The following is a 16,456-nucleotide window of genomic DNA, read 5'->3' on the forward strand; positions in this document are numbered from 1 at the left end:
TTCTTTAAGGAGATGGAGGAGTAGTTATGTGTGAATTTGTAAATAAAGAATATGTAGAAATAGATTTTCAAGATGTTTTGATTAAAGAAGAGAAATTGAAAAATTGTACGTTCATAAAATGCCGTTTTAGAGGGATAGATGCATCGGAAGTTTCTACTGAAAATTGTAATTTCATAGAATGTGATTTTACCGGTGCTCTTTTTAACGCTTCTATCCATAAAGGAACTACATTTGCGAATTGTAAGTTTGTTGGTGCGAATTTATTCGTATCGAAGTTTGAAGAATGTAAAATGACCGGCTCTGATTTTGAAGAAGCGAATTTAGACGGAATAACTATCATATCGGGCGATTGGTCATATACGAATTTAAGGTTCGCGAACTTAAGTAAACAAATGTTAAAGGGAATACGTTTAATTGAAGCGGACCTATATGAATGTAATTTAGAAAAAGCAGATTTACGTGACGCGGATTTAACCGGTGCACAATTAGGTAAGGCGAAACTTAGTGGTGCAAATTTAAAAGGGGCGATAGTTGATAGAATTGATTTTACAAGTTTTGATTTGAAAAATGTAAAATTAGATATAACACAGGCAGTTGCAGTAGCAAGATGTTATGGGGCTAAGGTGAACTAAATAGTTTGTAAAACCGTTCAAAATGCTGAACGGTTTTTTAAATCATAATAGTAGTATAATAGTAAATGAGGTGTTCATACTATGGAAGATAAAACGTTAGGTATACTACTAGATGTAGTTGGGGAATTATTTTCAGATGAAATATCAATTGCCGTTTCGAATACGAAAGAATATATTTACTATCGGCCAAGTAAACGAATTGATTTAAAGATTAGCGCCGGGGATCCTATTAAGGAAGGGACGATTGCTCATAAAGCAATGGTAACGAAGCAAAAAGCCTCTGAGTTTATTAACCGAGATGTTTTCGGTATTCCTTATCATGGAATGGCCGTACCATTTTCAAATAATGGAAAGATTGAAGGTTGCGTGACGGCGATTTATCCCGCTTTAACGGATGGAAAGTCAGTCGTTACTTTAAAAACAACAGACGGATGGGTTCCAGTTCCTTTTTCAAAGGTCATGTATTTAGAAGCTAAAGATAAAAAGACGTATGTGAATTCAGAAGAGTTAACAGGAACACATAAGTACTCGCTACAAGAATTCGAATACTTGTTGCCGAAAGATTCCTTTATTAGATGCCACCGTTCCTTTATTGTAAATGTTAATCATATTAAAGCGATTTACCCTGATACGCATTCTACTTTTGTACTTTCTATGGATAACGGAGAGAGGGTACCAGTGAGTCAGTCATACGCTAGCTATTTTCGTAAGCTTCTAGGATTCTAAATTTTTCTGCTTTAGAACCTAGATTCGCTGTTTTGTCTGAATTTTCGGCATCGTGTAAGAAAATCCCTATTTTGATGGTGTTAATGTGTAAAATAATTATGAATATTCATTGGGAGAGGGATTACATATGGAGAATAATTTAGATAGAATTAGGGATCAACGATTAAAAGATCGAGTAGTTACACCTGAAGAAGCAGCTTCATGGATTGAAAGTGGAATGACTTTAGGATTAAGTGGATTTACACGTGCTGGTGATGTAAAAGCAGTCCCATTTGCACTTGTAAACCGAGTTAAGAATGATAAATCTTTTAAAGTAAATGTTTATACAGGGGCTTCCTTAGGTTCGGATGTAGATAAATTATTTGCTGAGGCAGGAATTTTAGGGAAAAGATTGCCTTTCCAAGCAGATGCAACTATGCGAAAAGGAATTAATAACGGAGACTTTTTATTTGTGGATCAGCACTTATCTCATACAGCAGAGTTACTTCGTGCTGACGTTATGGATATAGATTTCGCTATCTTGGAAGCGGTTGCGATTACTGAAGATGGAATGATTATTCCAACCACTTCAATTGGAAATTCCTTAGCATTCTCCTTAAATGCTAAGTCTATTATTATTGAAATGAATATGGCTCAATCTACGCAATTAGAGGGGCTACATGATTTATATGAACCAGGTAAACAAGGGGAAAGACTCCCTATTCCGCTCGTAAAAACGGATGATCGAATTGGAACAATCGGTATCCCAATTGATGCTGAAAAAGTGAAGGGAATTGTGTTTACGAATCAACTGGATTCGCCATCGACAATTGTTCCTCCAGATGAAGAAACTGTTATTATGGCACAGCATTTAATAGAGTTCCTTCGAGAAGAGGTTAAAGTAGGCCGATTAACAAATCGTTTAGCACCGTTACAATCTGGAATTGGTTCAGTTGCTAATGCAGTATTGCACGGCATGCTAGATTCGGAGTTTGAAGATTTAGAAGTATATTCTGAAGTTTTACAAGATGCGGTCTTTGATCTAATGGATGCTGGGAAAGTCAATTTTGCTTCCTGCTGCTCCATCACGCTTTCTGAAGAGAAAATGCAACAAGTATTTTCTAACTTTGAAAAATATCGTGACAAATTAATGATGCGCCCGCAAGAGATTTCTAATCATCCTGAAATCATTCGTCGCCTTGGATTAATCTCGATTAATACTGCTTTAGAATTAGATATATACGGAAATGTTAATTCTACTCATGTTTTAGGTACAAAAATGATGAATGGTATTGGTGGTTCGGGTGATTTTGCGAGAAATGCACGCCTAGCTATTTTTGTTACTAAATCGATTGCAAAAGGTGGCAACATATCAAGCATCGTTCCTTTCGTTTCTCATGTAGACCATACTGAACATGATGTAGATGTTATCGTCACTGAACAGGGGTATGCTGACTTAAGAGGGCTTGCGCCAAGAGAAAGAGTGGAACTAATTATTGAGAATTGCGTACATCCAATGTATCGTGAACAGCTACGAGCTTATTACGAGGAAGCAAGAACAAGAGGTGGACAAACTCCTCATATTTTAGAAAAAGCTTTTTCTTGGCATACAAACTATGCTAAAAATGGAACAATGCTTGAAGCGGTAGTAGAAACTGTTTAGAAGTGCAAAAATGATTCTTAATATAATATGCCATAAAGGTTAAAAGAAAAAGAACGCCAATTTTCAGGAATGGCGTTTTTTTCTTTTAAAAAATTGTTACCTATTATGAGGAATTATAAAAGTAATCTCTTATTTACGGAAATAAGAGGTTTTTTTAATTACTTTTCGAATCATTTTAATAGTTTATATATCAAAGGTGAGGAGAAAGAATCATGAAGATAAGAAATGCGTTATTAAGTGAAGCAAATGAATTAAGTGAACTTGCACTACATTCAAAAGCAACGTGGAACTATAGCGAAGCATTCATACTTGCTTGTAAGGAAGATTTAACAATTACTGATGAGTACATAAAAAATAATTTTGTATATGTTTTAGAAAACGATAATACGAAGATTGGTTTTTTCTCATTTTTACGTAATGATAACGCTCTTGATTTCTTGTACATTCATCCTCGTTACAAAGGAAAAGGGTACGGGAAAATACTTTGGGAGTATGTATTAGAAAAAGCAAATGAGCTAGGAATAAAAAGTTTTACAATTGATAGTGATCCGAATGCAAAAGGGTTTTACTTGAAGATGGGAGCAAAGTTAATAGGAGAGACACCATCAACGGTTTTTGAGGATCGTTTACTGCCTCTTTTGCAACATGATGTGTAAAACAATTAATAGTAGGAGAAGATTAGAATGGATGATGTAAAGATAAAGAGGATATATGAAGCACTAGTAAAATCATGGTCGATTGAAACAAGTTTAAAGTGGACTATTGAGAATCCGGCAAAGGGACAGTGTGGTATAACGGCTTTAGTCGTTCAAGATATATACGGAGGAAAAATCAAAAAGACAAAAGTAGGGGAGGTGTGGCATTTTTATAACTGTATAGTTGGACAAAGGTTTGATTTTACAGGGACTCAGTTCAATGGAAGATTGAATTATTTGGATGTGGAATCAAATCGAGAAGAAGCATTTGCAGATACAAATGAAAAACAATATAGCATTTTGAAGGAAAAGATAATGAAAGAATTCAAATTATCTTTTGACTCTTAATCTTTAATAAGTTACTATAATGGTGGTAACTTATTAAAGGGAACTTCATAGAGTTGAAAGGGGAAATACTTTTGAAAACAACTTATGTAAACGCTACAATCGTAACGATGAATGAACAAAATGAAGTGATAGAAAATGGATATATCATTGTAGAAAATGATCAAATTATAGATGTAAAGAGCGGAGAATTCGCTAATGATTTTGAAGTAGATGAAGTAATTGATATGAAAGGAAAGTGGGTTTTACCAGGGCTTGTAAATACACATACACATGTTGTAATGAGTCTCTTAAGAGGTATTGGCGATGATATGTTATTACAGCCATGGCTTGAGACGAGAATTTGGCCACTTGAAAGTCAGTTTACGCCAGAGCTTGCGGTCGCTAGCACGGAATTAGGATTACTTGAAATGGTGAAAAGTGGTACAACATCATTCTCTGATATGTTTAATCCAATTGGAGTAGATCAAGATGCAATTATGGAAACGGTATCAAAGAGTGGAATTCGAGCTGCAGTTTCAAGAACTTTATTTAGCTTCGGAACGAAAGAGGATGAAAAGAAAGCAATTGAAGAAGCTGAAAAATATGTGAAGCGTTACTATAATGAAAGTGGTATGTTAACCACGATGGTTGCACCGCATAGTCCATATACATGTTCCACAGAACTGTTAGAAGAATGCGCACGAATTGCAGTAGAAAATCAAACGATGGTTCATATTCATCTTTCGGAAACAGAGCGTGAAGTACGTGATATTGAAGCACAGTACGGAAAACGTCCAGTAGAATATGCAGCAAGTTGCGGGTTGTTTAAACGCCCAACAGTTATTGCACACGGTGTAGTATTAAATGAAAATGAACGTGCATTTTTAGCAGAACATGATGTTCGAGTAGCTCATAACCCGAATAGTAATTTAAAACTAGGATCTGGTATAGCGAATGTAAAAGCAATGTTAGAAGCAGGAATGAAAGTAGGAATTGCAACAGATAGTGTGGCATCTAACAACAATTTAGATATGTTTGAAGAAATGCGTATAGCAACATTATTACAAAAAGGCATTCATCAAGATGCAACAGCACTACCAGTTGAAACAGCTCTTACACTTGCGACTAAAGGAGCTGCTGAAGTAATCGGCATGAAACAAACAGGATCACTTGAGGTCGGAAAGTGTGCCGATTTTATCACAATTGATCCATCTAATAAGCCGCATTTACAACCAGCAGATGAAGTGTTATCGCACCTTGTATATGCTGCTAGTGGAAAAGATGTAAGTGATGTAATTATTAACGGCAAACGTGTCGTTTGGAATGGCGAATGTAAAACGTTAGATGAAGAGCGTATTATATTTGAAGCGAGTCGTTATAAACGAGGTTTGCAAAGATAGGTAATTATATGTAGTTGAAAAAGCTATCCTTTTTTAAAAGGATAGCTTTTTTCTTGGACGAATAAATATTCAAAAGAATGTCGCATCTTTCTGTTAGTATTTCTGCTATAATATATTACGCTTTATAATATATTATACTTAAGGAGAACAACTCATGAAGCTAAAAAAGAGCCATTTAATGGTAATGGCACTTGTTACATCTTTATTATTAACAGCTTGTAATAATAAAGCGAATAAAAGTGACACAGAGGCAAAAAAACAAGTATTACATGTAACGGTATCGGAAGAAATCCCTTCTCTTGATACTGCGAAAACGATGGATGGTACATCAGCACATGTTATGCAAAACATATTTGAAGGTTTGTATGTATTAGATGATCAAGATCAGCCTATTCCAGCAGTAGCAAAATCGTTTAAAAGAAGTGAAGATGGTAAAAAATATACATTTGATTTGCGTAAAGATGCAAAATGGTCAAATGGAGACAGTGTGACAGCAAATGATTTTATGTTTGCGTGGAAACGTGCAATTAAATCTGAAACAGCGTCTCAATATGCGTACATGCTCTTTCATGTGAAAAATGCGAAAGAGATAAATAAGGGAACAATGCCTCTTGATGAACTTGGGGTTAAAGTTATAAATGATTATAAGTTAGAAGTGGAACTCGAACAGCCAATTCCGTATTTTTTACAGTTGTTAGCACTGCCGATTTACTTGCCACAGCATGAGTCATTTTTGAAAGAACAAGGAAAGAATTATGCATTGGAACCTAGTAATCTCATATATAACGGCCCATTTGTATTAGAGAAATGGAAGCATGAACAAGAGTTTCAATTAAAGAAGAATGCTACATATTGGGATGAAAAGAAAGTGAAATTAGACGAGATAAACTTTCAAATTGTAAAGGATACAATGACCGCTGTTAATTTATACGAAGCTGGTAATTTGGATCGAGTGCCTATTAATTCTCAATTTGTAGACAAGTATAAAGGAAGTAAGGAATTACATATGTCGAGCGAACCTGCAATTGCTATGCTACGTTTTAATGAAAAAAATAGTGCGTTAGCAAATAAGAAAGTGCGTCAAGCTATTTCATTCGCGTTAAATAAAGAGGATTTCGTTGCTCATTTTATTAATAACGGAGCAAAACCTGCAAGTGTACTTGTACCAGTTGGTCATGTAAATGAAGAGACTGGTAAAGATTTTAGAAAAGAAAATGGAGATCTTTCTCCATATGATTTGCAAAATGCGAAAAAGATTTGGGAAGAAGCGAAAAAAGAGCTTGGAGTAGAACAAGTAAATCTCGAGTTTTTAACATTTGAACAAGATAATGCAAAACGTATGGCAGAATATATAAAAGGTGACTTAGAAAAGCATTTGCAGGGACTCGCAATCCAAATTAAACAACAGCCATTTAAGCAAAAATTACAGTTAGAACAAACAGGAGATTACGATATATCTATGGCAAATTGGGGACCGGATTATAAAGACCCAATTAGTTATTTAGAACTCTTTACGACGGATAATCAGAATAACAAAATGAACTATTCTAATCGACACTACGATGAATTAATAAAGAAAGCGAAAAGCGATCTAGTACTAGATCAGAAGAAAAGATGGGAAGTTCTGCAAGAGGCTGAGCGTATTCTGCTAGAGGATGCTGCAGTTGCACCGCTTTATCAAATGGGATCAGCTTACGTACAAAAGGATTATGTAAAAGGAATTGAGAAGCATCAATTTGGTGGTGTTTATACTTATAAGACTGCTTATATTGCTAATGAATAAATAAAAAAACCTTACTTTTAAAAAGTAAGGTTTTTTTAAGAGTACATGGAATAAGGGAATACAGTACAAAGAAGCATACAAACAATCTCTTGTTGTAATTATGTTTGTTTTTAATTATATAAAAAATAATAGATTATATATTTTGTCATTGATATACTTAAAAGGTAATTAAGGTATTAAGATGAATTGATAGAGATATTTGTGTAGAATTATTTGAGTATTGTAAAAAAAGAGGGTCTTAAGTGTGTGATTTGAGCGGGGCTTTTTCTAAATGAATGAATTGGTATGTATAATACTTGGGCGATATTAATTTGGGAATCTCGGGGGATTCTTTGAAGCTAGAAAAAGTAGAGTCAAATTCCATGTACTATTAGGTCCTGGTGTAGGTTTATGGGGATTTGGTTTAAGGAATAAAGGGGATAATTAGTATGAATAAGAAAGTAAAAAGATTTAAATATTTTATGGTTGTATTAGCCTGTATTGCAATTTTTGGCACAATCTTACCTAATGCATTAGATCCAAATGAAACATTAGCAGGTAAAATTTCAATTGTAGTTTTTGGTACAATGGGAGCTTGTTTACTATTCTCTATTATGTATTTTATTGTAAAAAAAGCTATTTTAAGAGGTGGGAAATAAGATGGGACAAAATTTAGAGTTAGAATTTTAATTCATGTACATAAAAAAGGAGAATTTTTATGAAATTACTACGTTTATTTATGGTTCTCACTCTTGTTGTATTGTTAAGTGCATGCAATACAGCAACACAAGTCACAAAGGTTCAAAAAAATGGCGAAACGACTTTAAAAATTGGTTCGTTGCAAGGGTATTACGATGTGCAAACGGTTAAAGCTGAAAAAGGAAAAGTGGAAATTCCTTATGAAGCAGCCGTTGAGGAAGGTACAATTTTATTGCAAGTTACAAAAGATGATAAGGTTATTTATGAAGAAGAAGTTACTTCTCAAAAAGAAGGTCTGCTTTCTTTTGAAGCGCCAAAATCCGGATCATATGATTTAATTGTACGAGTGAAGGGTGAAAAAGAGAAAGCAAAAGAAATTCAAATACATACTAAGCTATGAAAAAACGGCAAGTGGAGTGCACCCGCTTGCCGTTTCCATTTTCGGTTGATTCTATCGCAACATATGTTTATCAATGTAAGAAGTGATCCGCTGAGTCCTACTGTTTATTCCGCCGAAATTCCTGATGAAGTTACAATAAGAGATGAATAAAAGAATGTGTTACAAACCTGATAACTCTTTTTTACAAGAGCAAAAGACTGGGTTTGAAGCGTTTGTATTTGAAAGAGTTCTAGATGGTAAAGGGGGACATAGGGTGATGATCTTTTTAAAGAAGGTGTCTCAGACTTTACTACAGATATTGATTATATATGGGGGTAAATAAGTTGAAAAACATTGAGATTCTAAATAAATACATTGAAGGGTTTTCCGATACTCTCCCTACGTGGTTAAAGTATTTAATTGAGGCAGAGGAGATACATCAAAACTATGAGAATGTACAAGTACTTGAAACATTAAAAACAGATGCGGTGTTGTACTATGTGCACCGTACGCTACAAGTGTTAGATGGACTGCCTTTAGATGAAGAAGCGTATCGTATTATTGAAAAGGTACTAACGTATAGTGAGCTTGCAAAGGTAGGGTCTTTAAAACAGCGGGAGCAATGGAAGAAAAACGGGATTAATCTATTCGTACATAACGAGGGTTCTGCTGATATTTTTAGTGATATTCAGTTTATTGGACGTGTAGAGACAAACTTAAATTCTACTGAGTATTTGTTTATTCGAGATTTAATTAGAACACATGGATTAATCGGGCAGTATATACGCGGGGAGGCTCGTTTGGACTCTCATGTTGATTTAATTAACACATATAAAGAAGAATACGGAGACGTTAGGTTAAAGGAGATTCTATACTATCTTAACCAATGCATTATTGAAGGCGTATCAAAAGCTTTGTGGAGTGAAGTGAAGAACGATGTGAAGATTACAATTGATGGCCTGTTTGATGGTTATATGGAGCCATTTACTTCTCGCATACATAGACTCACGCCAAAACATAAGGAGTCAGTATTTGAAAAAGATATAATTATGGGAAGCGAGAAGAGAGACGTTCAAATATTTTTATCTAATAAGGATTTGTGGTATGTAGAACCGTCTATGCATGCTCTTAGTTTTGAGGATATTTGGACAGTTTTTATTATGTTAAAGAACGAGATAGGATCTAGAAAAGTTCAGCATATACATTTCGAGAAATTGATGCAGCAGTTGCACTATGATTTCAAAGGCGAGAAAAAGGACAACGTGTATCGTAAGCGGGTTATTGAGAAATATCTACGGGAGTACCGTGAGAACGAGAAGCCGAATACAACGCATGTTTCTTTTAAGGCTAAAGTCGATGAAGATATGAAGACTGCGTATGTGTCGTTTCAGTTTTCCGCTGTAGGTGAGGCGTTAATTACTTTCTGTGTAGAGGCAGAAAAGATAGATATGATGCATGCTCGGGCAAATGTGCTGCTGTTTGATTTCTTCGGGTTACGTAAGGATGCATATGATAGATTCCATAACGAAGAAGTGTATCTGGAGCATATGAATAGTTCGGCTGATGATAAACGAATTATTCTTGATTATATAAGGGGAGATACGATTGTAGATGTCGGAGCCGGTGGTGGTGTCATGTTAGACATGATCGAAGAAGAGACCGAGGACAAACGAATCTATGGTATCGATATTTCTGAAAATGTGATTGATACGTTGAAAAAGAAGAAGCAGAACGAGGGGCGTTCTTGGGATGTCATTAAAGGGGATGCAATCAACTTAAGCAGCTCGTTTGAAAAAGAATCGGTTGATACGATTGTATATTCTTCTATTCTTCATGAGCTGTTCTCTTATATCGAGTATGAAGGTAAGAAATTCAATCATGAAGTAATTAAAAAGGGGCTAAAGAGTGCTTACGAAGTGTTAAAGCCAGGAGGTCGTATTATCATTCGTGATGGCATCATGACCGAAGATAAAACGTTAATGCGTGTGATTCGTTTTAAAGATGCAGGCGGAATGAAGTTCTTAGAGCAGTATGTCCGTGAATTTAAGGGACGTATAATCCAGTATGAGGTACTTGCAGACGATACAGTCAAAATGCCTGTTAACGATGCAATGGAGTTCTTATATACGTATACATGGGGCGAGGATTCCTTCGTTCATGAGGTGCAAGAGCAGTTTGGAATATTTACGCCAAACGAATATAAGGATTTCGTAAAGGGTATCTTTGGAGATAAAATAAACATCGTTCAAGCTATGAACTATTTACAGGATGGATATACACAACATCTTAGCGAGAAAATCGAGTTTAAAGATGAGTCTGGGAGTGCTGTTGCGCTACCGGATAGTACGTTTTTTATAGTTTTAGAAAAGAGGTAATGATGTTGAAAAACTTTAAGAATCTTTAGCTAAAGGGCGTGTTCTCTTAATTTTATACTGAGAAACAAGTCAGTTATTAAAAAATCAGGTAATTCAATATCAGGGTGTATTGATAAATGGAAATATAGGGCGAAATGATGAGCTTGGGCGTGCTCCAAAAGGGGTGAATGATGGAAACGGTTTTGTATTTATTTCTCATATTGGAGATGTATATCCAAGTGGGTTATTGCCGATTAAAACCGGGAATATTAGAACAAAATCGCTAGCTGAAATCTATCGAAACTCCCCTGTTTTTCAAAACCTTCGTAATCCTGACAATTATAAAGGAAAATGTGGTGTTTGTGAGTTTCGATATGTTTGTGGGGGATCTCGTTCTAGAACATATGCAATAACGGGAGATTATATGGAAAGCGAACCTTTCTGTGTATACATTCCAAAAGCATTGCGAAAACAGAAAAAGAGCGTAAAAAAGGGATATGAGTAAGAATATGCTCATGCCCCTTTTTAAAATTATATAATTTATTGTACTTCGCATCAGTCGTATGATGATCTAAGAAATGAATAACACTCGGTTTCCCATCTTTCGTTAAAGATCCACTATCCTGATTTATTATGCTGAAACGAGTTTTTACGCATAATTTCTATTAAACCGATTTTAATAAAGAATAAAAATTCGTGTCATAGGGGATATCATCTTGATACATATAATTTTTTAGAACGCCTTCTTTTTCAAATCCTAATTTTAATAGCACTTTATTTGAAGCTTCATTTTCAAGAAATACAATTGCCCCAATACGCTTTAAGTGAATGGTATGGAAACCGTATGATATAACCTCAGAAACAGCTTCAGTCGCATATCCTTTTCCCCAGTATTCAGGGAAAAAGGCATAACTTAAATTGGCCCGTTTATGCTCAGAAGACCAATCGTGAAAACCGATGGTACCAATGAGTTCTTTCTTGTTTTTTAATTCAATTCCCCACTTTATACCGCTTCTTGCATTGTAACTCAGTTTAAAGTTATGAATGACTTGTTTCACTTGATCAACATCTTGTAATGGTTTTTGGCCATAATAGCGCAGTACGTCAGTATTAGAGAAGCATTGTAGTATACTCGGTGCATCTTCTTCGGTAAGTTCTCTTAAAATGAGTCGGTCGGTTTTCAATATAGGAAACATGCTTTCACTCCATTTCTTTTGAAACTAGAATGTATTGTTATTATATAATCTAGTCTGAAAATAAAGATTATTCAAGGGTAAAGTATGTTTTTGATTTGTGATAAAATTGATTGTGGAATATATTTCAAAAAGAGGTTTGTATATGGAGAAAAACTCAATTTTAATTGTAGATGATGATCAAGATATTGTTCGATTTGTTAACGCGAATTTAATGCAAGAAGGTTTTAAAGTTTTAAGTGCTCATAACGGAGAAGAGGCTTTAGAAATCATAAATAATAACAGTATTCAACTTGCTATTTTGGATATTATGATGCCAAAAATGGATGGGATAGAATTGTGCAGAAGGATTAGAGAGAAACATAGTTTACCAATTATGTTCTTAAGCGCAAAATCATCGGATGTAGATAAAGTAATTGGATTTAGTACTGGCGCAGATGATTATATTGTGAAACCGTTTAGTACAATTGAATTTATAGCGAGAGTGAAGGCTCAATTAAGAAGGTATACATATTTCAATCAAAATACTGTCCAAGTAATAGAAAAGAAAATAAACATTAGGGGTTTAGAAATAGATGAAGTGTCTAGAACAGTAATGTTATATGGAGAAACAATCAATCTTACGAAAACTGAATATGATATTTTGTACTTAATGGCAGCTGCAAAGAATCGTGTGTTCACTATTGAAGAAATATATGAAAGCGTTTGGAAAGAAAGAGCCTATGAAAGTAATAATACAGTAATGGTTCATATCGCAAGATTAAGAAATAAAATTGAAGAGAATCCAAAAGAACCGAAGTTTATACAGAATGTTTGGGGAGTCGGATATAAAATTGAAGATTAAATCATTACAAGGTATTAGAGCTAAGTTTTTTATCACATTCATATGTAGCATCTTATTAGCAACTGTAAGTATAATAGCGTTTCAAATTGTAATTGGAAATATATATAGTCATGTTACTGCGTTAGAAGAAAAATATTCACTTTTATATGTAATAGCTTTTTTAATTATTACTACAATATACTTTGCATTCATGACAAGAACAATGATGAAAAGGTTATCTGAAATAAATAAGAACGTGAAAGAAATAAGTAATGGTAATTTGGAGATACATATACCTATTTCAAAAAATGACGAGATTGGTGAATTGGCAGCGAATGTTAATAGAATGGCTAAAAGTTTAAAAGAGTCTATCGAAAATGAAAAAAAATCACAGGAAATGAAAACTGAAATGATTAGTAATATTTCTCATGACTTACGAACACCTGTAACATCTCTAATCGGTTACGCGGACCTGTTAGGAAGTCAGCTTCATACAAATAGAGAAGAATGTGAACAGTATGTAAGTATATTAAAGCGAAAAAGTTATGAATTAAAAAATCAAGTAGATGATTTATTAGATTATTGTCAAATAAATTATAGGGAGATTGAATTACATAAAAGTGTAGTAAATATGAAAGCGTTCAGTGAACAAATCATGATTGATTTTGTGCCACAACTAGATGATGCCGATATGAGCTTTCGTATTAAAGGTGATAACGAGTTACATGTGGAAATGGATGTGGCGCTTATGGTGAGGCTGTTCGAAAATGTAATTAGTAATAGTATTATGTACGGGAAAGACGGAAAGGAGCTTTTAATTCAAGTTTCTAAAAGCGACATGAATGTTGAAATAGAAATTAAAAATTTTGGACAATGCATTCCGAATGAGAATCTTCCTTACGTTTTTGAGAAGTTTTATCGTGGTGAAAAATCACGTAGCTCTCATACGGGTGGCAAAGGAATGGGACTTGCAATTGCGAGAAGTATAGCAGAGCTTCATAAAGGGGATATCACTGTGCGCAGTAACGAGAAAGAAACTGTTTTCACTATCGTTTTACCGCATTATAAAGAATTGTAAGAAAGTCGTAAGTATTTCTTTTATATGTCGTAATTTTCACTTCGTATCATGTAGAACAAAGATATGAGAGTGAGGATACATTATGTGGAAGAAGTATGTATTAGTAATTTTAGTTGCGTTTTTAATTATAAGTTGGAGTGTAGTTTATTTAGCTAAAGGTGTTATATCAGTCATTTTTTGGTGGAGTATACAAGTCTTTAGCATAGTATCACTCTTTATTTTGATAGGGGTAACGTTACTATTTGTGTGGAAAGGCATTTTCAGACAGCGAATAGAAAGAGAGCTACTCTTCATCGTTCTTTTCTCTATAATTGGAGCTTGGCCCTTAGGGTGGTTTGCTAACATAGGGGGACTTGCTTACCCAGCAGATGTACATTCTATGAGTCCTAAGGTAGTCGTTCGTTTTCCTTTGAATGAACGAGCATTAATAGGTTGGGGCGGTGATCGGTTAGAAACAAACTATCACGTTATAAAACCAAATGAAAGGTGGGCATATGATATTCTCATTCCGCCTGCTGAAGTGAAAAGTCGTAAGTTAGGAGATTATGGAATATATGGAGCGAAAGTAATGGCACCAGCTTCTGGAACAGTTGTATCCATCAATAATGATGAAAAAGATGTAGTTCCGGGAGAGGATAATTTTGAGTCAATGGCGGGGAATCATATTTATTTGCAACTAGATGAATCAGGGACATTTTTGATTCTTGCCCATTTAAAAAAAGGATCAATTAAAGTGAGGGAAGGCCAACATGTAAATGAAGGAGATGTACTTGCTCAAGTTGGTAACTCAGGAAGTTCAAGTGAGCCGCATTTACATATTCATCATCAAAGGCAGGATCCATCCAAGGTGAGCATATTTCTTTCGGAAGGATTACCACTTTACTTTCGAACTGAAAAAGGTACGATAATGCCAGAAAGAGGTACATACATAAGTGGTAATGAAAAAAGGTATTCCAGTTTTATTGGAATACCTTTTCTCATTACCCTACAAATGTTTGATAAAGTAAGAAAATATTTAAAATGATAACAAGTGCAGCGATGATCCAAGCGATAAAGGTTGTTATGCGGTGATTAACGAGCGCACCCATAATTTTTTTATTGCTTGTAAACATAATAAGTGGCACTAATGCAAAAGCAATACCGAATGATAAGACGACTTGGCTCATGACTAGTGCGTAAGTTGGATTTACACCTAAAGCGATAATAACTAATGGTGGAATCATTGTAATGAAACGTCGTAAATATAACGGAATATGCATTCGAATGAAACCTTGCATAATAATATCACCTGACATTGTACCGACAGACGAGCTAGATAGTCCTGCTGATAAGAGCCCAATTCCAAATAAAGCAGCTGATACAGGGCCGACTAAAGTACTGAACTGGTTAAAAGCAACATCGAGATCTTCGACATGTAAGCCGTTTTTAAAGAATAGTGCAGCCGCAACAATTAACATACTTGCATTAATTGCTCCAGCGATAACCATTGCGATAATGATATCAATAAACTCGAAACGGAAAATTTTTTTCTTTTGTTCATCAGTTGTTCCGACCACGCGGCGTTGTGTCAATGCAGAATGTAAATAGATTGCATGTGGCATAACTGTCGCACCTAATATCCCTGCTGCAAGTAATATACTGTCTACACCTTGGAATTTTGGAATAAATAGTCCTGAAAGAAGGGGACTTAATTCTGGTTTTGCATAAAAAACTTGAATCCCAAATGCTATTACTACGATAAAAATCATCCCTGTAATAATAGCTTCTAGTGGGCGAAATCCTCTGCGTTGAAACTCAAGAATAATAAATGATCCGACTGCTGTAATTAAAGCAGCTGGTAACATCGGAATTCCAAATAATAAATACAATCCGAGTGCTGCCCCGATAAATTCCGCTAAATCTGTAGCCATAATAACGAGTTCACCTTGAATCCATAAGCCAATAGACACAGGTTTTGGAAAGTGTTCGCGAGCAATTTCAGGTAAATTATTTCCCGTAGCAATTCCTAATTTAGCTGATAAAGTTTGAATTAATACTGCCATTAAGTTAGACGCGAATATAACCCATAATAGTAAATATCCATATTGTGAACCAGCTGCGATATTTGTAGCAAAGTTACCAGGGTCAATATAAGCTACGGATGCGATAAAAGCGGGTCCTAAAAACGGTAACAGTCTTTTCCACCCTTTCGTTTCTCCACTTAAAGCTAAGTGTGCTGATTGAACAGTTGTACTTTGAGAAGGGACTTGTTCATCTTTTGATATATCTTTATTCATAGTAGTTTTCCCCTTTGAAATGTTAACTTGATGAAATTATTGTAAGTATTCTTATTGTTTATTTCAATACATTTAAATGTATCAGATGATATTTTTATTTGAACACAAATGTTTCCTTAGTGCAAATTATATGCCTTGCTGCAATGGATGGTGTTGTGTTATAAAAAAATGGGAGTTTATGGTGTGATTACATGGGGAAACATAATGAATTAAAGGGCTAATTTTGAAATTTATGTGAACATAGAGCCTATATTACAGCATATTAATTGATGGAAATGAAATTGTATGATATATAATATATTGGGATTACAACATAACCATAGTGTTTTGTGATGTAATCTTGTTTTTATTTTCGTTAACTTATAGAAAAAATTGTAAATAGAAGAAAATAGGCTAAGTACAATTTAGTATGTATTTTCTTATTATATATGTTTTGATATGAACGTTAACTTATACATGATTTTAAAATT

At 34.6% G+C, this 16,456-nt stretch carries 15 protein-coding genes and 1 pseudogene; 14 read left to right on the forward strand and 2 right to left on the reverse strand.

Annotation, left to right across the window (positions count from 1 at the left end; all coding sequences use genetic code 11):
- Positions 1 to 26 precede the first annotated feature (26 nt).
- From GFJ36_RS08465 to GFJ36_RS08515, 11 genes and pseudogenes are all read left to right on the forward strand, one after another.
- Positions 27 to 632, forward strand: coding sequence for a pentapeptide repeat-containing protein (locus GFJ36_RS08465; protein ID WP_088062996.1), 606 nt, complete (start codon positions 27 to 29; stop codon positions 630 to 632).
- An 81-nt stretch (positions 633 to 713) separates the two neighbouring features.
- Positions 714 to 1,358 (forward strand): LytTR family DNA-binding domain-containing protein, encoded by a 645-nt coding sequence (locus GFJ36_RS08470; RefSeq protein ID WP_000389701.1) that lies wholly within the window; start codon positions 714 to 716, stop codon positions 1,356 to 1,358.
- A gap of 127 nt (positions 1,359 to 1,485) precedes the next feature.
- A complete protein-coding gene (locus tag GFJ36_RS08475; RefSeq protein WP_088062997.1) occupies positions 1,486 to 3,000 on the forward strand; it encodes an acetyl-CoA hydrolase/transferase family protein in 1,515 nt (504 codons plus the stop codon).
- 212 nt (positions 3,001 to 3,212) lie between these two features.
- A complete protein-coding gene (locus GFJ36_RS08480) occupies positions 3,213 to 3,656 on the forward strand; it encodes a GNAT family N-acetyltransferase (RefSeq protein WP_088608672.1) in 444 nt (147 codons plus the stop codon).
- 27 nt (positions 3,657 to 3,683) lie between these two features.
- Entirely contained in the window at positions 3,684 to 4,043 is a 360-nt protein-coding gene (locus GFJ36_RS08485) for a YunG family protein (protein WP_088062999.1), read from the forward strand.
- 53 nt (positions 4,044 to 4,096) lie between these two features.
- Positions 4,097 to 5,422, forward strand: coding sequence for a bifunctional S-methyl-5'-thioadenosine deaminase/S-adenosylhomocysteine deaminase (locus GFJ36_RS08490; protein ID WP_141542720.1), 1,326 nt, complete (start codon positions 4,097 to 4,099; stop codon positions 5,420 to 5,422).
- Between the two features lie 154 nt (positions 5,423 to 5,576).
- Entirely contained in the window at positions 5,577 to 7,205 is a 1,629-nt protein-coding gene (locus GFJ36_RS08495; protein ID WP_097908032.1) for a peptide ABC transporter substrate-binding protein, read from the forward strand.
- Between the two features lie 428 nt (positions 7,206 to 7,633).
- Positions 7,634 to 7,843 (forward strand): hypothetical protein, encoded by a 210-nt coding sequence (locus GFJ36_RS08500; protein ID WP_087983012.1) that lies wholly within the window; start codon positions 7,634 to 7,636, stop codon positions 7,841 to 7,843.
- A 59-nt stretch (positions 7,844 to 7,902) separates the two neighbouring features.
- Entirely contained in the window at positions 7,903 to 8,283 is a 381-nt protein-coding gene (locus GFJ36_RS08505) for a BA_1872 family lipoprotein (RefSeq protein WP_088063002.1), read from the forward strand.
- 308 nt (positions 8,284 to 8,591) lie between these two features.
- The gene (locus GFJ36_RS08510; protein WP_098230237.1) at positions 8,592 to 10,637 is read left to right on the forward strand and encodes a class I SAM-dependent methyltransferase; all 2,046 of its coding nucleotides are present in this window, start codon (positions 8,592 to 8,594) and stop codon (positions 10,635 to 10,637) included.
- A gap of 79 nt (positions 10,638 to 10,716) precedes the next feature.
- Positions 10,717 to 11,121 (forward strand): annotated as a pseudogene (locus GFJ36_RS08515) (SPASM domain-containing protein); the annotation flags it as partial.
- A gap of 160 nt (positions 11,122 to 11,281) precedes the next feature.
- Here GFJ36_RS08515 and GFJ36_RS08520 read toward each other — a convergent pair.
- The gene (locus GFJ36_RS08520; RefSeq protein ID WP_087983009.1) at positions 11,282 to 11,812 is read right to left on the reverse strand and encodes a GNAT family N-acetyltransferase; all 531 of its coding nucleotides are present in this window, start codon (positions 11,810 to 11,812) and stop codon (positions 11,282 to 11,284) included.
- A gap of 142 nt (positions 11,813 to 11,954) precedes the next feature.
- On the opposite strand from GFJ36_RS08520, the gene GFJ36_RS08525 reads away from it, so the two are divergent.
- From GFJ36_RS08525 to GFJ36_RS08535, 3 genes are all read left to right on the forward strand, one after another.
- A complete protein-coding gene (locus GFJ36_RS08525) occupies positions 11,955 to 12,653 on the forward strand; it encodes a response regulator transcription factor (RefSeq protein WP_088063004.1) in 699 nt (232 codons plus the stop codon).
- Positions 12,643 to 13,710, forward strand: coding sequence for a sensor histidine kinase (locus GFJ36_RS08530; protein WP_141542721.1), 1,068 nt, complete (start codon positions 12,643 to 12,645; stop codon positions 13,708 to 13,710). Before GFJ36_RS08525 ends, GFJ36_RS08530 begins: the two co-directional genes overlap by 11 nt.
- An 82-nt stretch (positions 13,711 to 13,792) precedes the next feature.
- Positions 13,793 to 14,734, forward strand: coding sequence for a M23 family metallopeptidase (locus GFJ36_RS08535; RefSeq protein WP_098230238.1), 942 nt, complete (start codon positions 13,793 to 13,795; stop codon positions 14,732 to 14,734).
- Here GFJ36_RS08535 and GFJ36_RS08540 read toward each other — a convergent pair.
- Complete coding sequence (locus GFJ36_RS08540) at positions 14,691 to 15,986, reverse strand: Nramp family divalent metal transporter (RefSeq protein ID WP_001030662.1); 1,296 nt, start codon at positions 15,984 to 15,986, stop codon at positions 14,691 to 14,693. The two genes, GFJ36_RS08535 and GFJ36_RS08540, sit on opposite strands and share 44 nt — an antisense overlap.
- Positions 15,987 to 16,456 lie beyond the last annotated feature (470 nt).

This window comes from Bacillus sp. EE-W1, from assembly GCF_009760835.1.
In the GTDB taxonomy this organism is placed as follows: Bacteria; Bacillota; Bacilli; order Bacillales; family Bacillaceae_G; genus Bacillus_A; species Bacillus_A wiedmannii.